This window comes from Pseudomonas sp. ok266 (assembly GCF_900110195.1).
GTDB lineage: Bacteria > Pseudomonadota > Gammaproteobacteria > Pseudomonadales > Pseudomonadaceae > Aquipseudomonas > Aquipseudomonas neuropathica.
Map to the genome: position 1 here is coordinate 1 of NZ_FOCU01000011.1, position 18,306 is coordinate 18,306.

General features: G+C 60.1%; 17 protein-coding genes. 14 read left to right on the forward strand and 3 right to left on the reverse strand.

The window, feature by feature from the left end; genetic code table 11:
* Positions 1-167 precede the first annotated feature (167 nt).
* The 9 genes from BMY54_RS20320 to pdeM all read left to right on the forward strand — a co-directional run bounded on the left by BMY54_RS20320 (position 168) and on the right by pdeM (position 10,656).
* The gene (locus tag BMY54_RS20320; protein ID WP_093436318.1) at positions 168-1,202 is read left to right on the forward strand and encodes a ligase-associated DNA damage response exonuclease; all 1,035 of its coding nucleotides are present in this window, start codon (positions 168-170) and stop codon (positions 1,200-1,202) included.
* Positions 1,199-2,887, forward strand: coding sequence for an ATP-dependent DNA ligase (locus BMY54_RS20325; protein WP_093436322.1), 1,689 nt, complete (start codon positions 1,199-1,201; stop codon positions 2,885-2,887). Before BMY54_RS20320 ends, BMY54_RS20325 begins: the two co-directional genes overlap by 4 nt.
* Before the next feature lie 234 nt (positions 2,888-3,121).
* Positions 3,122-3,904, forward strand: coding sequence for a transporter substrate-binding domain-containing protein (locus BMY54_RS20330; RefSeq protein WP_093436327.1), 783 nt, complete (start codon positions 3,122-3,124; stop codon positions 3,902-3,904).
* A gap of 56 nt (positions 3,905-3,960) precedes the next feature.
* Positions 3,961-4,689 (forward strand): ABC transporter permease, encoded by a 729-nt coding sequence (locus BMY54_RS20335; protein ID WP_093436331.1) that lies wholly within the window; start codon positions 3,961-3,963, stop codon positions 4,687-4,689.
* On the forward strand, positions 4,686-5,396 hold the full coding sequence (locus BMY54_RS20340) for an ABC transporter permease (RefSeq protein WP_093436336.1): 711 nt from the start codon (positions 4,686-4,688) through the stop codon (positions 5,394-5,396). The genes BMY54_RS20335 and BMY54_RS20340 overlap by 4 nt, the downstream gene beginning before the upstream one ends.
* Before the next feature lie 28 nt (positions 5,397-5,424).
* Positions 5,425-6,543, forward strand: a complete 1,119-nt coding sequence (locus BMY54_RS20345; protein WP_093436341.1) for a succinylglutamate desuccinylase/aspartoacylase family protein — start codon at positions 5,425-5,427, stop codon at positions 6,541-6,543.
* 13 nt (positions 6,544-6,556) lie between these two features.
* Positions 6,557-7,321, forward strand: coding sequence for an ABC transporter ATP-binding protein (locus BMY54_RS20350; protein WP_034154958.1), 765 nt, complete (start codon positions 6,557-6,559; stop codon positions 7,319-7,321).
* A 192-nt stretch (positions 7,322-7,513) separates the two neighbouring features.
* A complete protein-coding gene (locus BMY54_RS20355; RefSeq protein ID WP_093436346.1) occupies positions 7,514-10,003 on the forward strand; it encodes a ligase-associated DNA damage response DEXH box helicase in 2,490 nt (829 codons plus the stop codon).
* Positions 10,000-10,656 carry a ligase-associated DNA damage response endonuclease PdeM gene (pdeM, locus tag BMY54_RS20360; RefSeq protein WP_093436351.1) on the forward strand — a complete coding sequence of 219 codons (657 nt, stop codon included), beginning with the start codon at positions 10,000-10,002 and terminating at the stop codon, positions 10,654-10,656. The genes BMY54_RS20355 and pdeM overlap by 4 nt, the downstream gene beginning before the upstream one ends.
* Positions 10,657-10,702: 46 nt before the next feature.
* Here pdeM and BMY54_RS20365 read toward each other — a convergent pair whose 3' ends face one another.
* Both BMY54_RS20365 and dcd read right to left on the reverse strand, forming a co-directional pair.
* Positions 10,703-10,912 carry a hypothetical protein gene (locus tag BMY54_RS20365; protein WP_093436355.1) on the reverse strand — a complete coding sequence of 70 codons (210 nt, stop codon included), beginning with the start codon at positions 10,910-10,912 and terminating at the stop codon, positions 10,703-10,705.
* A gap of 107 nt (positions 10,913-11,019) precedes the next feature.
* Positions 11,020-11,586, reverse strand: a complete 567-nt coding sequence (gene dcd, locus BMY54_RS20370) for a dCTP deaminase (protein WP_093436360.1) — start codon at positions 11,584-11,586, stop codon at positions 11,020-11,022.
* Between the two features lie 354 nt (positions 11,587-11,940).
* Here dcd and BMY54_RS20375 point away from each other — a divergent pair, with 354 nt between their 5' ends.
* Positions 11,941-12,150 carry a cold-shock protein gene (locus BMY54_RS20375; protein ID WP_002554837.1) on the forward strand — a complete coding sequence of 70 codons (210 nt, stop codon included), beginning with the start codon at positions 11,941-11,943 and terminating at the stop codon, positions 12,148-12,150.
* A gap of 118 nt (positions 12,151-12,268) precedes the next feature.
* Here BMY54_RS20375 and BMY54_RS20380 read toward each other — a convergent pair whose 3' ends face one another.
* On the reverse strand, positions 12,269-13,276 hold the full coding sequence (locus tag BMY54_RS20380; protein WP_093436364.1) for a DUF481 domain-containing protein: 1,008 nt from the start codon (positions 13,274-13,276) through the stop codon (positions 12,269-12,271).
* Positions 13,277-13,441: 165 nt separating this feature from the next.
* On the opposite strand from BMY54_RS20380, the gene BMY54_RS20385 reads away from it, so the two are divergent.
* The 4 genes from BMY54_RS20385 to BMY54_RS20400 all read left to right on the forward strand — a co-directional run bounded on the left by BMY54_RS20385 (position 13,442) and on the right by BMY54_RS20400 (position 18,214).
* The gene (locus BMY54_RS20385) at positions 13,442-13,795 is read left to right on the forward strand and encodes an MGMT family protein (protein ID WP_093436367.1); all 354 of its coding nucleotides are present in this window, start codon (positions 13,442-13,444) and stop codon (positions 13,793-13,795) included.
* Positions 13,796-13,838: 43 nt separating this feature from the next.
* On the forward strand, positions 13,839-15,398 hold the full coding sequence (locus BMY54_RS20390) for an AmpG family muropeptide MFS transporter (RefSeq protein WP_093436370.1): 1,560 nt from the start codon (positions 13,839-13,841) through the stop codon (positions 15,396-15,398).
* Positions 15,399-15,527: 129 nt separating this feature from the next.
* Entirely contained in the window at positions 15,528-17,243 is a 1,716-nt protein-coding gene (locus BMY54_RS20395) for a proline--tRNA ligase (protein ID WP_093436373.1), read from the forward strand.
* A gap of 17 nt (positions 17,244-17,260) precedes the next feature.
* A complete protein-coding gene (locus BMY54_RS20400; RefSeq protein WP_093436376.1) occupies positions 17,261-18,214 on the forward strand; it encodes a hypothetical protein in 954 nt (317 codons plus the stop codon).
* Positions 18,215-18,306 lie beyond the last annotated feature (92 nt).

An 18,306-nucleotide genomic window follows, 5' to 3' on the forward strand; every position in this document is an offset into this window, starting at 1 on the left:
TCTGTGTTCGACTCGGTATTTTACGTCGGCGTAGCTCTCCCAGACACCTCGGTCGGCTCCCTATCCCTCAGGGAGAGGGCTGGGGTGAGGGTTGCTCTTCAAAGTCGATAGAACTTCCAGCCCAGCGTCAGCCTCATAGCTAACAAGCCCCCCATTCTGGTAAGGACATGGACCTTGTTATCGCCCGCCCCGAGGGTTTGTACTGCCCTGCCGGAGATTTCTACATAGACCCGTGGCGCCCCGTCGAGCGCTCGGTGATTACCCATGCCCACGGCGATCACGCCCGTACCGGCAATCAGCACTACCTCGCCAGCAGCGCCAGCGAAGGGATTTTGCGCGCGCGTCTGGGGCAGGACATCAACCTGCAAACCCTCGCCTACGGCCAGCGCCTGACGCACCACGGTGTCACCCTGAGTTTTCATCCCGCCGGCCATGTCCTCGGCTCGGCACAGGTACGCCTCGAATACGGTGGCGAAGTCTGGGTCGCGTCCGGCGACTACAAGATTGAACCGGACGGCACCTGCGCCCCGTTCGAACCGGTGCGCTGCCACACCTTCATCACCGAATCGACCTTCGGCCTGCCGATTTATCGCTGGCAGCCCCAAGCGCAGGTGTTCAGCGAGATCAATCAGTGGTGGGCAGCGAACATCGCGGCCGGCAAGGCCAGCGTGTTGTTCTGTTACTCGTTCGGCAAGGCCCAGCGAATTCTCCACGGCATCGACGAAAGCCTCGGTCCGATCCTCAGCCTCGGTGCGGTCGAGCCGCTGAACCGGGTCTACCGCGAGGCCGGCGTGTATTTGCCGCCGACGATCTACGCCGGAGAGGTGAAAAAAAACGACCCGATCATGCGCCAGGCCCTGGTCATCGCCCCGCCTTCGGCCGGTGGCAGCAGCTGGATGCGCCGTTTTGGCGAGTACAGCGACGCATTTGCCAGTGGCTGGATGCGCTTGCGTGGTACCCGACGGCGGCGCGGCGTCGATCGCGGTTTCGTGCTCTCCGATCACGCCGACTGGCCCGGCCTATTGTGGGCCATCGAGCAAACCGGTGCGGAACGCGTCATGGTCACCCACGGTTCGATCGGCGTGCTGGTGCGGCATCTGCGCGAACAGGGTCTGGATGCCCAGGGTTTCAACACCGAATACGGCGATGACGAAGAAGAAAACCTCGCCACCGAACCGACCATCGCAGAGATGCCCGCATGAAAGCATTCGCCGAACTGTACGCCGAACTCGACGCGACCACCTCGAGCAACGCCAAACTGGCGGCGATGCAAGCCTACTTCGCCCAGGCCGAACCGCACGACGCCGCATGGGCGGTGTACTTTCTCTCCGGTGGCCGGCCCCGGCAACTGGTGCCGGTGAGAATTCTGCGCGAACTCGCCGTCGAGATCTCCGGCCTGGAACCGTGGTTGTTCGAGGAAAGCTATCAAGCGGTCGGCGACCTCGCGGAAACCATTTCGCTGGTACTCGCAGAAAACCCGCACAGCTCCGACGCTGGCCTCGCCGAGTGGATCGAAGACAAACTGCTGCCACTGCGCGGTGAAGCACCGGAATATCTGAACCGGCAACTGCCGGCCCTGTGGGCGCAATTGGATCGATCAAGCCTGATGCTGTGCATCAAATTGATCACCGGCAGTTTCCGCGTCGGCGTCTCGAAATTGCTGGTCACCCGGGCCTTGGCCTCGATGGCCGGGCTGGACAGCAAGCGTGTGGCGCAGCGTCTGGTCGGTTACACCGATCTGTCCAACCGGCCGAGCGCCGCCAGTTACCTAAAGCTGATTGCCCCTGAATCCAGCGATGAACATGCCCAGCGGGGTGGTCAGCCGTATCCGTTCTTCCTGGCCCACGCCTTGTCGCAACCGGTGGAAGAATTTGAAACGCTGATCGGCCCGCCCAGCGATTGGCAGATTGAATGGAAATGGGATGGCATCCGCGCCCAAGTGGTCAAGCGAGAGGGCCGACTATGGATCTGGTCGCGGGGCGAGGAACTGGTGACCGAGCGTTTTCCCGAACTGGAGGTGCTGGTACACGGCTTGCCCGATGGCACGGTGATCGACGGCGAAATCGTCGTGTGGAAAAGCACGCATCCGAGCACCGAAGACGCCTTTGATCCGCAATCGACCGAACCGCCAGCGGTGCAGTCCTTCGCCCTGCTGCAACAACGCATCGGCCGCAAGACTCTCGACAAGAAAATCCTCGAAGACGTGCCGGTGGTGGTGCTCGCCTACGACCTGCTCGAATGGCAAGGCGAAGACTGGCGCAACCAGCCGCAAGCGAAACGTCGGGCGCAACTGGAAGCGGTGATTGCGCGCTGCAACAGCCCGGTGCTGCTGGCCTCACCGGTGCTGACCGGCACTGATTGGTTGGACCTCGCCCGCCAACGCGAGTCCTCGCGGCGACTGGGTGTCGAGGGCATGATGCTCAAGGCGCGCGACGCGTTATATGGCGTCGGGCGCACCAAAGACATGGGCGTATGGTGGAAGTGGAAAGTCGACCCGTTCAGCGTCGATGCGGTACTGATTTACGCGCAGCGCGGGCATGGCCGGCGGGCCAGTCTGTACAGCGATTACACCTTTGCCGTGTGGGATGGCCCGCCCGATTCGAGTCAGCGCGCGCTGGTGCCGTTCGCCAAGGCGTATTCGGGGCTGACCGATGAGGAAATGCGTCAGGTCGACAGCATCGTGCGCAAGACCACGGTGGAGAAGTTCGGCCCGGTGAGCAGTGTGAAGCCGAGTCTGGTTTTTGAACTGGGCTTTGAAGGCATTGCCCTGTCACGCCGACACAAGAGCGGGATCGCGGTGCGTTTTCCGCGGATGCTGCGCTGGCGGCAGGACAAGACCGTGGATGAAGCCGATAGCTTGGCCACTTTGCAGGATCTGCTGGCCTGACCCCTTTTCCCGGGACATCAATCGATCATTTGATCGATCGGCTTCAAATCAGTGCACGCTTTCTGCAATGCCCATTTCCGGGCATTCAATCGCCCTCATCCCTCCCCGCCCAACCTTTTAAAACACTTGTTCGGGACTCTGGTTCGGAAATTGCTACTTTCTATAGGTCGTATGCGTTCCAGTAACAATAATTCTGCGCCACAAGCGCTCATATTGGTTCTTAGGGATTGAATAATGAAAAAAGCATTGCTGACCCTTTCTGCACTGGCGTTGTGCATGGCCGCTGGCTCCGCGCTGGCCAAGGAATACAAAGAGCTGCGCTTTGGCGTTGACCCTTCGTACGCACCGTTCGAGTCGAAAGCGGCCGACGGCAGCCTGGTGGGCTTCGACATCGACTTGGGCAACGCGATCTGCGCCGAACTCAAGGTCAAGTGCAAGTGGGTCGAAAGTGACTTCGACGGCATGATTCCGGGCCTCAAGGCCAACAAATTCGACGGTGTGATCTCGTCGATGACCGTGACCCCGGCTCGCGAAAAAGTCATCGACTTCTCCAGCGAACTGTTCTCCGGCCCGACCGCTTACGTGTCGAAAAAAGGCTCCGGCATCACCGCCGACGTTGCTTCGCTGAAGGGTAAAACCGTCGGCTACGAGCAAGGCACCATTCAGGAAGCCTACGCCAAAGCCGTGCTGGACCAGGCCGGCGTGAAAACCCAGGCCTATCAGAACCAGGATCAGGTGTACTCCGACCTGACCTCCGGCCGTCTCGACGCCGGTATTCAGGACATGCTGCAAGCCGAACTGGGCTTCTTGAAGTCGCCACAGGGTGCCGACTATGACGTCAGCAAGCCAGTCGACAACGAATTGCTGCCAGCCAAAACCGCTGTCGGTATTAAGAAAGGTAACACTGAGCTGAAGGCGCTTTTAGATAAAGGTATCAAAGCGTTACACGATGACGGCAAATACGCCGAGATTCAAAAGAAACACTTTGGCGATCTGAATCTGTACAGCGGCAAATAATGCCCCGGCGCCCATCCTCGATGGGCGCCTTTTCCATCCGCTCAGGTTGCTGATTTATGTTCGAAAACCTCTTACAAAATCTGGGGCTCTCCGCCTTCAGCCTCAAGGGCTTCGGCCCTTTGCTGTTGGAAGGCACCTGGATGACCATCAAATTGTCGGCGTTGTCGCTACTGGTGGCCGTGTTGCTCGGTCTGCTCGGCGCCAGCGCCAAACTGTCAAAAATTAAACTGGTGCGCCTGCCCGCCCAGCTCTACACCACGCTGATTCGCGGGGTGCCGGACCTGGTGCTGATGCTGCTGATTTTCTACAGCCTGCAAACCTGGCTGACGTCCCTGACTGACTACATGGAATGGGAATACATCGAGATCAACCCGTTCAGCGCCGGGGTGCTGACGCTGGGCTTCATTTATGGCGCGTATTTCACCGAAACTTTCCGTGGCGCGATCCTCGCCGTGCCGCGCGGTCAGGTTGAAGCCGCCACCGCGTATGGCCTCAAACGCGGCCAGCGCTTTCGCTTCGTGGTGTTCCCGCAAATGATGCGTTTCGCCCTGCCGGGCATCGGCAACAACTGGATGGTGATGCTCAAGGCCACCGCGCTGGTGTCGATCATCGGCCTCGCCGACCTGGTCAAAGCGGCGCAGGACGCCGGTAAAAGCACTTACCAACTGTTCTACTTCCTGGTCCTCGCCGCGTTGATCTATCTGCTGATCACCAGTGCCTCGAACTTCATCCTGCGCTGGCTCGAACGCCGCTACGCCGCCGGTGCCCGGGAGGCCGTACGATGATCGAACTTCTGCAGGAATACTGGCGCGCCTTCCTCTATACCGACGGCCAGAACATTACCGGGCTGGCGATGACGCTGTGGCTGCTCAGCGCCTCGATCTTCATCGGTTTCCTGGTGTCGATTCCGCTGTCGATCGCGCGCGTCTCGAGCCACTTCTACATCCGCTGGCCGGTGCAGTTCTACACCTACCTGTTCCGTGGCACGCCGCTGTATATCCAGTTGCTGATCTGCTACACCGGGATCTACAGCCTGGCCGCCGTGCGTGCGCAGCCGCTGCTCGACAGTTTCTTTCGCGATGCGATGAACTGCACGATCCTCGCCTTTGCCCTGAACACTTGCGCCTACACCACGGAAATTTTCGCCGGGGCGATTCGCAGCATGAACCACGGCGAAGTCGAGGCGGCCAAGGCTTACGGGCTGACCGGCTGGAAACTGTATGCCTACGTGATCATGCCGTCGGCGCTGCGCCGTTCGTTGCCGTATTACAGCAACGAAGTGATCCTGATGCTGCACTCGACCACCGTGGCCTTCACCGCGACCATCCCCGACATCCTGAAAGTTGCGCGGGACGCCAACTCGGCGACCTTCCTGACCTTTCAGTCGTTCGGCATCGCCGCGTTGATCTACCTGACCATCACCTTTGCGCTGGTCGGCCTGTTCCGCCTTGCCGAACGCCGATGGCTGGCCTTCCTCGGGCCGACTCACTAGGCCCAGTTCAGGAATAAAGAGATAAAAAATGCGCCACCTGATTCATGACTTGCTGGCCCCGCTGCCGGGGACCGCACGACAGATCCACAGCTTCCACTTCGGCCCGGAGCAGGCCAAAGGCAAGGTCTACATTCAGTCCTCGCTGCACGCCGATGAATTGCCCGGCATGCTCGTGGCCTGGCACCTCAAGCAGCGTCTGGCGGAGCTGGAAGCCGCCGGGCGCCTGCGCAGCCAAATCGTGCTGGTGCCGGTGGCCAACCCGGTCGGCCTCGAACAAGTGCTGATGGACGTGCCGTTGGGCCGCTACGAACTGGAGAGCGGGCAGAACTTCAACCGCTGGTTCGTCGATCTCAGCGAAGAGATCGGCAACGCCATCGAAGGCAAGTTGAACGACGATCCGCAACACAACCTCGAACTGATCCGCACGCATCTGCGCGACGCGCTCGCCCGCCAGACCGCCAGCACGCAACTGCAATCCCAGCGTCTGACCCTGCAACGGTTGGCCTGCGACGCGGACATGGTGCTGGACTTGCACTGCGATTTCGAATCGGTGGTGCACCTTTACACCACGCCCGAAGCGTGGCCGCAGGTCGAACCGCTGGCGCGCTACATCGAAGCTCAGGCGAGCTTGCTGGCCACCGACTCCGGCGGTCAGTCGTTCGACGAATGCTTCACCCTGCTGTGGTGGCAACTGAAGGAGCGCTTCGGCGAACACTTCGAGATTCCGCTGGGCAGTTTCTCGGTGACCGTCGAGTTGCGCGGTCAAGGCGATGTCACCCATCCGCTGGCCAGCCGCGACTGCCAGGCGCTGATCGATTATCTGATCCAGTCCGATGCGATTGTCGGCGAGACCAAATCGCAACCACCGTTGCCGTTCCCCGCTACGCCGCTGGCCGGTGTGGAACCGGTGACCACCCCGGTCGGCGGGCTGCTGGTATACACCGCCACGGCGGGTCAATACCTCGACGCCGGGCAACAGATCGCCGAAATCATCGACCCGATCCACGACCGGGTCACCCCCGTTCATTGCACCAGCGCCGGCGTGATGTACGCCCGCTCGCTGCGACGCATGGCCACTGCCGGCATGGTTATCGCCCACGTCGCGGGCGCTGAAGCCTATCGCAGCGGCTACCTACTTTCGCCTTGAGGATGTCTGTCCCATGTACAAACTGACCGTTGAAGGCCTGCACAAAAGCTATGGCGACCATCAGGTGCTCAAAGGCGTTTCGCTCAAGGCCAAGACCGGCGACGTGATCAGCCTGATCGGCGCCAGCGGCTCGGGCAAAAGCACCTTTTTGCGCTGCATCAACTTTCTCGAACAACCCAACGATGGCGCCATGAGCCTCGATGGCCAGGCGATCCGCATGGTCACCGACCGCCACGGCATGCACGTCGCCGACGCCGATGAACTGCAGCGCCTGCGCACGCGGCTGGCGATGGTGTTCCAGCACTTCAACCTGTGGAGCCACATGACCGTGCTGGAAAACATCACCATGGCCCCGCGCCGGGTGCTGGGTTGCAGCAAACAGGAAGCCGACGACCGTGCGCGGCGTTATCTGGACAAGGTTGGCCTGCCGGCACGAGTGGCCGATCAATACCCGGCGTTTCTCTCAGGCGGTCAGCAACAGCGCGTGGCGATTGCCCGGGCGCTGGCGATGGAGCCGGAGGTAATGCTGTTTGATGAACCGACCTCGGCGCTCGATCCGGAATTGGTCGGTGAAGTGTTGAAGGTGATTCAAGGGCTGGCCGAGGAAGGCCGGACCATGATCATGGTGACCCATGAGATGAGCTTCGCCCGTAAAGTTTCCAGCCAGGTGTTGTTTCTGCATCAGGGTCTGGTGGAAGAAGAAGGCGCGCCCGAGGATGTGCTCGGCAACCCTAAAAGCGAACGCCTGAAGCAATTCCTCAGCGGCAACCTCAAATAGCCATTAGTGCAAAACCCTGTGGGAGCGAGCTTGCTCGCGAAAGCATTCTGTCAGTCACATTGATTTTGAATGTTCCGCCGCCTTCGCGAGCAAGCTCGCTCCCACAGTGGACCTCCGCAGCCTACAAAAATCAAACTTGTCCGCCCGCCCCGTGGTCTCTGGAAGAACCCCTCCAGAGCGCGCGCAGCCCGCATGGCGAAATCCTCCGACCTGGCAAAAATCTGGTTCAGCGCCCGCAACTGGAAGCCGTTCGCCTTTCAGAAACAGGTCTGGGCGGCGGTCAAAAACGGCCAATCCGGTCTGCTCCACGCCAGCACCGGTGCCGGCAAAACCTATGCGGTGTGGTTTGCCGCGCTCAATCGCTTCGCCAAACCCGCCGCTGTTGTTGAAAGCCCACGCAAGCGCAAACCACCGGCCGAACCACTGACCGTGCTGTGGATCACGCCCATGCGCGCCCTCGCCGCCGACACTGCGCACGCCCTGCAAACACCGGTCGATGACCTGCAGATCCCATGGAGCATCGGCCTGCGCACCGGCGATACCAGCAGCAGCGAACGAGCCCGGCAGAGCCGGCGCCTGCCGACCACGCTGATCACCACCCCGGAAAGCCTGACCTTACTGCTCGCTCGTGCCGATGCGCAGGTGGCGCTGGCGAGTCTGCGCATGATCGTCGTCGATGAATGGCACGAACTGCTCGGTAACAAGCGCGGCGTGCAACTGCAACTGGCCCTCGCACGCCTGCGGCATTGGCAACCCGAACTGATCGTCTGGGGGGTGTCGGCCACTCTCGGTAATCAATCCCACGCCGAACAAGTGCTGATCCCACAGGGCGGCGGCATCAGCATTCAGGGGCAAAACGAAAAAGCGCTGAAGGTCGACACCCTCCTCCCACCGGCGATTGAACGTTTTCCGTGGGCCGGACACATCGGCCTGAAGATGCTGCCGCAAGTGGTCACCGAACTGGAGGCCTGCGCCAGCACTTTGGTGTTCACCAATACCCGGGCGCAATCGGAAATCTGGTATCAGGCACTGCTGGAGGCACGGCCGGACTGGGCCGGGTTGATCGCTTTGCATCACAGTTCACTGTCTCGCGAGACTCGCGACTGGGTCGAACAGGCCTTGAAAGACGGGCACCTCAAAGCCGTGGTCTGCACCTCGAGCCTGGATCTGGGCGTGGATTTCCTGCCAGTCGAGCGCGTGCTGCTAATCGGCTCGGCCAAAGGCGTCGCGCGCCTGATGCAACGCGCCGGTCGTTCAGGCCACGCGCCGGGACGCACCTCGCGAGTAACGCTGGTGCCGACTCACAGCCTTGAGCTGATCGAAGCCGCTGCCGCCCGTGATGCCGTCGAACAACGGCGTATCGAACCACGCCAGTCACCGCACAAACCGCTGGATGTGCTGGTCCAGCATTTGGTCAGCATGGCCCTTGGCGGTGGATTTTTACCCGATGAGCTGTACGAAGAAGTCCGTGGCGCCTGGGCTTATCGTGACCTGACCGCTGCTGACTGGGCCTGGGCGCTGGCTTTCGTACGCCATGGCGGGATGTCTCTGACAGCCTATCCGGATTACCGCCGGGTCGAGCCAGACGAGCACGGCGTCTGGCGGGTGCCGGATGCGCGATTGGCGCGGCGCCATCGCATGAGCATCGGCACCATCGTCAGTGACGCGAGCATCCATCTGAAATTCTGGAGCAAGGGCGGCGGTGGCAAACAGTTGGGCAGTGTCGAGGAAGGTTTCATCGCACGGCTTAAACCGGGTGACGGTTTTCTCTTCGCCGGGCGTTTACTGGAGTTGGTGCGAGTGGAAAACATGACCGCTTACGTCAAACGCAGCACCGCAAAAAAAGCCGCCGTGCCGCGCTGGAATGGCGGGCGCATGCCGCTTTCCAATGAGCTCGCCGCCGCTGTCGTCAGTCGTTTCAGCGCGGCCGCGCAGGGTGAGTTTGTCGGGCCGGAAATGCACGCACTGCGGCCGTTACTGGAAACGCAGATGCGCTGGTCTGGACTGCCCACCACCGAAAACCTGTTGGCCGAGGTGCTGAAGTCCCGCGAAGGCTGGCACCTTTTCCTCTATCCCTTTGCCGGGCGCCAGGTGCATCTGGGACTGGCGAGCCTGTTGGCATGGCGCGTCAGTCAACGGCAGCCCGTGACGTTTTCCATCGCGGTGAACGATTACGGCCTGGAATTGCTGAGCGCCACGCCGATCGACTGGGCCGAGTATTTGAATGCCGATCTCTTCAATGCCGATGATTTATTAGCGGACGTTCTGGCCAGTCTGAACGCAGGCGAACTGGCCTTGCGCCGTTTTCGCGAGATCGCGCGGATTGCCGGGCTGGTCTTCGCCGGCTACCCCGGCGCACCGAAAAGCACCCGACAGGTGCAGGCGTCCAGCGGACTGTTTTTTGAAGTGTTCAAACAATACGACGCAGATAATCTGTTGCTGGCCCAGGCCGGGGAAGAAGTCCTGCGAGAAGAACTGGATATTCGTCGCTTGGAACAGACATTGGAGCGGATCAACGGGATGAAACTGGACGTGCATCAGGTTAAACGTCCTACACCACTGGGCTTCCCGCTGCTGGTGGAGCGCATGCGCGAAAGCATGAGTTCGGAAAAACTCGCTGATCGCATCAGGCGAATGGTTGGTGATCTGGAGAACAGCGCCGACAAGGATAAATCCTCATGAGTTCAGGCTACCCGGTACGCCTGGCCGGCGAAGAACTATGGCTTTTGCCGGAAAAAGCCCTGTACTGGCCCGCGCAACAGGTCCTGCTGATTGCCGATGTGCATTTCGGCAAAGCGGCGGCTTACCGCAGTCTGGGTCAACCGGTTCCGCACGGCACCACGGCGAGCAATATCGCAGTGATTGATCGGCTGCTGGCGAAGCTGCCCTGCCGGTTATTGATCTTTCTCGGTGACTTCCTCCACGGGCCCGGCTCTCATGCGCCAGGCACGCTGGACGCGCTGGCACAATGGCGCGCGCGCCACGCTGATCTGCCGATGACACTGATTCGCGGCAATCATGACAAACGCGCCGGTGATCCACCTGAATCGCTGAATATCCGGGTGGTGCCGGAACCGCTGCTGCTCGGGCCATTCGCCTTGCAGCACGAGCCTGATCCGCACCCTGAAAGGCACGTGCTGGCGGGTCACGTACACCCGGTCTATCGGCTGCGCGGCAAGGGTCGGCAAAGCTTGCGCCTTGCGTGTTTCAGGCTCGGCGAACGCCTCAGCCTGCTACCGGCATTCGGCGCCTTCACCGGCGGCTATGCGGTCGAGCGCGAAGAGAGTTGCAGGATTTTCGTCATCGGCGATAACGAAATATGGCCAGTCAGTTGAAGTCTTTGCAGACCTCATCTGACTGGCCATTGGTTGTCAATGCAGATCAGGCAACCGGTGCCGGTGGCGGCTCGTCCGGAAGCGTCGGTTCGCCAGGCTCGCTTGGTTGCTCGTTGGGGGTATCGGGATTGGGCTGTCCGGGAATTCCGCCGGCCATGCTCAGTGGCGGATGCGCCAACAAGGACCAGGCCAATACGCCAATCTGATTGGGCTCGAGCCTTGCCAGTTCGGCAGTGATTTGCGGATCGATCTTCATAGGGCACTCCTCGGCGAAGGCCCGTTTTGCCGAAAGCAAAAACGGGCAGTACACCCCATAGAGTGTCTGCCCGCCAAAGAATTCCCGCGATCTGTCGGATGGACCGATCAGGTGCGCGGCAAGGTCACGCCACGCTGGCCCTGGTACTTGCCACCGCGATCCTTGTAGGACACTTCACATTCCTCGTCGGATTCGAGGAACAGCATCTGTGCCACGCCTTCGTTGGCGTAGATTTTCGCCGGCAGGTTGGTGGTGTTGGAGAATTCCAGGGTCACGTGGCCTTCCCACTCAGGCTCAAGCGGGGTGACGTTAACGATGATGCCGCAACGCGCGTAGGTGCTTTTACCCAGGCAGATGGTCAGCACATTGCGCGGAATGCGGAAATATTCGACGGTGCTGGCCAGGGCGAAGGAGTTCGGTGGAATGATGCAAACATCGCTGTGGACGTCGACGAAGCTGCCCGGATCGAAGTTTTTCGGGTCGACGATGGACGAGTTGATGTTGGTGAACACCTTGAAGTGATTGGTGCAGCGCACGTCGTAGCCGTAGCTCGATACACCGTAGGAGATCACTCGGCTGTCATCGCTGCCGCGCATCTGGCGCTCGACGAACGGCTCGATCATGCCCTGTTCCTGCGCCATGCGGCGAATCCACTTGTCCGATTTGATGCTCATGGCGGGGTGTCCTGAATAGCGAGGTGGAAAAATTCTGTCCGGCATCTTACCGGGCGCGCCGCCGGGTTCAAAGTGCGCGGTGCAATTCTCGCCGAACACCCATGAAATACGGGCTTTGGCGACGAACCGTCACACCGCCGATCCCGAAAACAGAGAAACCTTCGCAAGAAGCATTGGCACTTCTCGGAAACTGGGTTAAGGTGGCGTCACTGTGTTGCTTGTGTCACTGAGAATCTCTACACGATATGTTGAATTTCGATCCAACCATCTACAAGAATTTTTCCTGCTCTTTGCACTCAGTCTCGGCCAGGGTTCTTCCTGAGTCGCAGTTATCTTTGTTCAAGGAGTTACACCATGTCTAATCGCCAAACCGGTACCGTTAAGTGGTTCAACGATGAAAAAGGCTTCGGCTTCATCACTCCACAATCCGGTGACGACCTGTTCGTTCACTTCAAAGCTATCCAATCCGACGGCTTCAAAAGCCTGAAAGAAGGCCAACAGGTTTCTTTCATCGCTACCCGCGGTCAGAAAGGCATGCAAGCTGAAGAAGTACAAGTTATCTAACTTGTAGCTTCTTTAGAAAAGAGCCCCGCCCTTAAAAGCGGGGCTTTTTTGTGGGCGTCTGTTTTGTACAGGCAAAAAAAATCGCAGCCTGCCAGGGCTGCGATTTTTTGTGGGTGCCTTACCAGGCCACGCCAAACCCGGCGGTGTAGCGGGTCTTGTTCAAATCCGCATCGTTGGTGCCGCTGATGATGTCGCGTTCAGCCTTGAGGTTGAGCGACGCCCAGTCGGTGACCTTGTAGCGCAGCCCCAATTCAGCATCCAGCGCGTAATCGGCAACACCCGACAGCGGCTTGCCCACTTCACCGTTGGTGAAGAACTCGACTTTCTTGCCGATCAGGTAACGGTTGTAATCCCACTTCATCGCGACGGAATAGAAGTTGTCTTTGCTACCATCGCGATACTCGTAGTCGGTGCGGTTAAGCAGCGAGCCCAGCGAGAACGCGCCCAACTCGTCATCCCAGAACTGGTAGCCAGGACCGGTACCGACCACACGCTGGCGTGCCAGCTCTTCGATGTGATCGCGCTTGTAGTTCAGACGGCCTTGCCAAAACCATTTATCGGTCAGGAAGCGGTCGAGTGCGTATTCGGCGCGCCAGTTGTCGGTGGTGGTCTCGTCGTCCTGCACTTCGCGGTTGTATTCACCCTCGGCGGTATGACGCCAGCGCCCATGCCGTGCTGTGGTCTTGAAGCCGACATCGTAGTCATCGGTGTCTTTCTCGGCGCGTTGATAATCCAGCGCCAGGTCGACATTGCCCTTCCACACCAGATCCTCGACCACCGGTTTCGGTTTGAGAATCTGCTGAATGCTCGCCAGCTCAACGGTTTTCGGCGCCTCACCGTTGGCCAGGGTGACCTTGCCATCTTCGGCAGCCGTCAGCGACTTGGACACTTCACCGCTGTAGGCATCCTGTTTGACCAGCAAGTGCTGATCACTGTCCAGCGTCTTGACCTCTTTCCAGTCAATGGTGACCGCACCGGCGTATTTGGTCTGGATCAACAGCTTGCCGCCATCGAACACGGTGATGGTGCCGCTCAACTTGTCACCGTTCTTCAACCAGACGGTGTCGGCAAGCAGGGGCGTGGACGCACTGAAAACAGCAAGGCACAGCAGGGATCTGGACAACATAAGCAAATCGAAGGCTCAAGTTTGCGAAAAAAGGTCGGCATTATCCGTAGGAATAAGACCCTGACAAGGACTGACCGGACTATTTCCGATGAGTTCATTTCTCAATTGCGCGATCACCGATTACTCTGAAAGCCATCAAACTGTTCATGCTCAGGAACCGCGCACGTGAAAGACCCGCTCGACAGCGTTGAAAACGATGCGCAAATCCGACGCACGGCGCTCTACTCGACGCTCGCCCAAGTGCCCGAAGGCAAAGTCGTCAGTTATGGTCAGTTAGCTGAACTGGCCGGGCTGGGGCGCGCCGCCCGCTGGGTCGGCCGCACCTTGAGTCAGTTACCCAGCGATACAAAGCTGCCCTGGCACCGTGTGCTGGGCGCCGGCGGTCGGATCAGCCTGCCGGTGGGCAGCCCGTCCGGCGATGAACAACGGGCTCGATTGCGCATGGAAGGCATCACCGTCCTGAACAATCGTGTGGATATTCAGCGCCATGGCTGGCGTCCGGTAGAGCACAGCGGTTAGAGTGCGCGCTTTGTTTCCGCAATCTTGAGGCAGACTTCAGCCCATGCCCCGTAAAACCTGGCGCGCCGCGCTAGCCGCTTATGCCAGTCCTTCGACGCTCGTGCTGTTGTTGCTCGGTTTCGCCGCCGGCCTGCCGTACATGCTGGTGTTCTCTACGCTATCCGTCTGGCTGCGTGAAGCCGGTGTCGCCCGTGAAACCATTGGCTACGCCAGCCTGATCGGCCTGGCCTATGCGTTCAAATGGGTCTGGTCACCACTGCTCGACCAATGGCGCCTGCCTTTGCTGGGCAAACTTGGCCGTCGCCGTTCGTGGCTGGTGCTCTCACAAGCCCTGGTCATCCTCGGCTTGATCGGCATGGGTTTCTGCGACCCGCAAAAGCACCTGTCCTGGTTGATCGCCATTGCGGTTGTCGTCGCCTTCGCCTCCGCCACCCAAGACATCGCGGTCGACGCCTATCGCCTGGAAATCGCCGAAGACAACCGCCAGGCCGCCCTCGCCGCCAGCTATATGTCCGGGTATCGCGTGGCTGCACTGCTGGCCACCGCTGGCGCGCTGTTCTTCGCTGAGGGCTTCGGCTCCACTGGCTTCAACTATCAGCATTCGGCCTGGGCCGGCACCTACGCGCTGTTCGGTGCCTTGATGATTCCCGCGCTGCTGACCACGCTGTTCATGCGCGAGCCACCGGTGCCGCTACGCACTCAGTTGCAGGCCGGGCGTTACACCTTCATGCACCAACTGATGTCGGTGTTTGTGCTGATCGTGTTGCTGGTCTCGGTACCGGCGATGTTCACCCAGCTCTACAACACTGATTTCGCCAGCGTACTGTTCGGCGGCATGAGCCCGCTCGACCTGCTGCTTGAAGACCGCGCGTTTCTGCGCGCCATTCTGTATACGCTGCTGACCGGTCTGTGCCTGTCGACCATGGGCCGTCGCGGCCTCGCCCCGGTGCTGACGCCGGTCAACGACTTCATTCTGCGCTATCGCTGGCAGGCACTGCTGTTGCTCGGCCTGATCGCCACTTATCGAATGTCGGACACGGTGATGGGCGTCATGGCCAACGTGTTCTACATCGACCAGGGTTTTACCAAGGATCAGATTGCCAGTGTCAGCAAGATCTTCGGCCTGATCATGACGCTGGTCGGCGCCGGCATGGGCGGCCTGCTGATCGTGCGCTTCGGCATTCTGCCGATCCTGTTCATCGGCGGCGCGGCCTCGGCAGCCACCAACCTGCTGTTCGTCATGCTCGCCGACATGGGCCCGAACCTGCAGATGCTGGTGGTGACTATATCCCTCGACAACTTCAGTTCCGGCCTGGCGACGTCGGCGTTCGTTGCCTACCTGTCGAGCCTGACCAACCTGAAGTTCTCGGCCACGCAATACGCGCTGCTCAGCTCGATCATGCTGCTGTTGCCGCGCCTGATGGGCGGCTATTCCGGGGTTCTGGTGGAGAAGTTCGGTTACCACAGTTTCTTCCTGATCACCGCCCTGCTCGGTGTGCCGACTCTGCTGTTGATCGCCCTGCACTGGTTCCAGGAGAGCCGCCGCCAAGGCCCGACGCCAACGCCCGAGCCTGTGCCGACACCGGTCGCAGAAGAATCGTAAGACGTTTCGGCAACGGCGGGAGGAATCCCGCCGTCGTGCCTCCCTACTGACCTCACGCCTGTACGTCGGCAAAACTCGCCGGTACACTGCGGAGTCATTTCCAGTCATAGCAACCGACAACGGCCAACCATGCGCACCAGTCAATTTTTGCTCGCCACACAGAAAGAAACGCCTTCCGATGCGGTCGTGATCAGCCACCAGCTGATGCTGCGCGCCGGCATGATCCGCAAGCTCGCCTCCGGCCTGTACACCTGGCTGCCCATGGGCCTGCGAGTCATGCGCAAGGTTGAAGCCATCGTTCGCGAAGAGATGAACGCTGCAGGTTCTCTGGAAGTGTTGATGCCGAGCACCCAACCGGCCGAGCTGTGGCAGGAATCGGGGCGCTGGGAAGAGTACGGCCCTGAGCTGCTGCGCATCAAAGACCGCCACGGTCGCGACTTCTGCGCGGGCCCGACCCATGAAGAAGTGATCACCGATCTGATGCGCAACGAGTTGAGCAGCTACAAACAGCTGCCGATCAACCTGTACCAGATCCAGACCAAATTCCGTGACGAAATCCGCCCACGCTTCGGCTTGATGCGTGGCCGTGAATTCATCATGAAAGATGCTTACTCGTTCCACGCTGATCAGGCATCGCTGCAGGTCACCTATGACCGCATGCACCAAGCGTACTGCAACGTGTTTACCCGCTTGGGCCTGAAATTCCGTCCGGTTGAAGCCGACAACGGTTCGATCGGTGGCGCCGGTTCGCACGAATTCCACGTACTGGCCGAGTCCGGCGAAGACGACATCGTCTTCAGCAACGGTTCCGACTACGCGGCGAACATCGAAAAAGCCGAAGCGGTGCCACGCGAAACTTCGCGCCCTGCTCCGACCGAAGAGCTGCGCCTGGTCGATACGCCAGACACCAAAACCATCGCGGCGCTGGTGGAAAAATTCAATCTGCCGATTGAAAAGACCATCAAGACCCTGATCGTGCGCGCCGAAGAAGAAGGCAAGCTGATCGCGCTGGTCATCCGCGGCGACCACGAACTCAACGAAATCAAGGCTGCCCAGCAACCTGGCGTGGCCAGCCCGCTGGTCATGGCCACCGATGCCGAACTGCGTGACGCCATTGGCGCCGGCGCCGGTTCGCTCGGCCCGCTCAACCTGCCGCTGCCAATCATCATCGACCGTTCGGTCGAGCTGATGAGCGACTTCGGTATCGGCGCGAACATCGACGACAAGCACTACTTCGGCGTGAACTGGGAGCGTGACCTGCCGGTTCCGACCGTCGCTGACCTGCGTAACGTAGTCGCCGGTGACCCAAGCCCGGACGGCAAAGGCACGCTGGAAATCAAGCGCGGCATCGAAGTCGGGCACATCTTCCAGCTGGGCAACAAGTACAGCAAGGCGATGAAGTGCGAAGTGCTGGGCGAGAACGGTAAGCCAGTCACCCTGGAAATGGGTTGCTACGGCATCGGCGTATCTCGCGTGGTGGCTGCGGCCATTGAGCAGAACAACGACGCCAACGGCATCATCTGGAGCGACACCTTGGCGCCGTTCCAGATCGCTCTGGTGCCGCTGCGCTATGAAACCGAGCAGGTGCGCGAAGCCACCGACAAGCTGTACGCCGAACTGACAGCTGCCGGCTTCGAAGTGCTGCTGGACGATCGCGACAAGAAAACCAGCCCGGGCATCAAGTTCGCGGACATGGAGCTGATCGGCATTCCACACCGGATCGTGGTCAGCGACCGCGGCCTCGCCGAAGGCAACCTGGAATACAAGAGCCGTACCGAGCCGGAAGCGCAAGCGCTGCCGGTCGCCGATGTGGTGTCCTTCCTTCAGGCCCGTATCCGCCGCTGAAACCAGATAGAGACGTCATGTTCAAGCGAAACACCTTAGGCCTCGGTGGCACCGCCCTGTGCGGTGCCCTGCTGGTCAGCGGCTGTGCCAATCACATGTCACAACGCAGCGAGCACGAAGAGCGGGTCGAGCGAAAATTGCTCGACCACAGCCTGCAGATCGATGTCGGTGAGCCTAAGGAGCTTGAGCTGCCGCAGCGACGCGTAAAGATCAACGAGCAGAAGACCTTCGAAGTCACCGAGTTCGAAGTGACGCGTCGCTACGATCGCTACACGCCTTACCAGCCTTGGCGGGAGATCTATGAGATTCCGCTGGGCGCGGTAGCCGTGGTGGGCGGCATCGGCGCCAACGTGGTCAATGTGTTCGCCCTCGGCAACTTGCCGGACAGCGTCACCAAGGACTGGCTGAGCTATGGTTTTGCCGGGCTCAACCCGTTCATGAACGCGCAGTCCAACGGTCGTGCGCAACAGAACCTGGCCGGCATCGATGAAGTCCAGCGCGACAAGCGTACGGAGTATTCGAGCCTGCCGTGGAGCGAACGTCCGGTGCAGGTCAAGGCTGGCAAACAGACCTTCGACATGACCACTGATCGTAACGGTGTGCTGCGCCTGAACCTGCTCGACAGTCCGTTTGCCGAAAATGACCTCAATCATGTCGGCAAACTGCAGATCAGCGTCGAAGACGCCAAGGATGACGTGCACTCTGACTCATCGCTGATGATCAGCAGTCATCTGCGCGGCAAGTTGCTGGAAGCGCACGGGCTGATTTATGACGACCTGGAAGACGACGAAGTGAGCCAGTGGGTGCACCGGGTCAAACGTCTGTCGGAACTGGGTCTGGAAGAAGAAGCCAGCGAGCTGGAACAAAGCCTGATCGAATTGACGCGCAACGATCCTGAGTTGCAGACCGAGTTTCTCAAGTCTTTGACCAAGGATGCCGGGCGATTGGTGGCTGATCCAGGACCGAACTGACAGCTGAAAGCTTCGCGAGCAGGCTCGCTCCCACAGGGGATTGGTGAACGACACAAATCCAATGTGGGAGCGAGCCTGCTCGCGAAGAGGCC

Bases quoted from the DNA above. Each gene is read 5' to 3' on its own strand.
- BMY54_RS20380 (WP_093436364.1), bottom strand. From the start codon at position 13,276: ATGTTGTCCAGATCCCTGCTGTGCCTTGCTGTTTTCAGTGCGTCCACG.
- BMY54_RS20340 (WP_093436336.1), top strand. From the start codon at position 4,686: ATGATCGAACTTCTGCAGGAATACTGGCGCGCCTTCCTCTATACCGAC.
- BMY54_RS20350 (WP_034154958.1), top strand. From the start codon at position 6,557: ATGTACAAACTGACCGTTGAAGGCCTGCACAAAAGCTATGGCGACCAT.
- BMY54_RS20320 (WP_093436318.1), top strand. From the start codon at position 168: ATGGACCTTGTTATCGCCCGCCCCGAGGGTTTGTACTGCCCTGCCGGA.
- BMY54_RS20395 (WP_093436373.1), top strand. From the start codon at position 15,528: ATGCGCACCAGTCAATTTTTGCTCGCCACACAGAAAGAAACGCCTTCC.
- dcd (WP_093436360.1), bottom strand. From the start codon at position 11,586: ATGAGCATCAAATCGGACAAGTGGATTCGCCGCATGGCGCAGGAACAG.
- BMY54_RS20355 (WP_093436346.1), top strand. From the start codon at position 7,514: ATGGCGAAATCCTCCGACCTGGCAAAAATCTGGTTCAGCGCCCGCAAC.
- BMY54_RS20375 (WP_002554837.1), top strand. From the start codon at position 11,941: ATGTCTAATCGCCAAACCGGTACCGTTAAGTGGTTCAACGATGAAAAA.
- BMY54_RS20400 (WP_093436376.1), top strand. From the start codon at position 17,261: ATGTTCAAGCGAAACACCTTAGGCCTCGGTGGCACCGCCCTGTGCGGT.
- BMY54_RS20390 (WP_093436370.1), top strand. From the start codon at position 13,839: ATGCCCCGTAAAACCTGGCGCGCCGCGCTAGCCGCTTATGCCAGTCCT.
- BMY54_RS20335 (WP_093436331.1), top strand. From the start codon at position 3,961: ATGTTCGAAAACCTCTTACAAAATCTGGGGCTCTCCGCCTTCAGCCTC.
- BMY54_RS20365 (WP_093436355.1), bottom strand. From the start codon at position 10,912: ATGAAGATCGATCCGCAAATCACTGCCGAACTGGCAAGGCTCGAGCCC.
- BMY54_RS20330 (WP_093436327.1), top strand. From the start codon at position 3,122: ATGAAAAAAGCATTGCTGACCCTTTCTGCACTGGCGTTGTGCATGGCC.
- BMY54_RS20345 (WP_093436341.1), top strand. From the start codon at position 5,425: ATGCGCCACCTGATTCATGACTTGCTGGCCCCGCTGCCGGGGACCGCA.
- BMY54_RS20325 (WP_093436322.1), top strand. From the start codon at position 1,199: ATGAAAGCATTCGCCGAACTGTACGCCGAACTCGACGCGACCACCTCG.
- pdeM (WP_093436351.1), top strand. From the start codon at position 10,000: ATGAGTTCAGGCTACCCGGTACGCCTGGCCGGCGAAGAACTATGGCTT.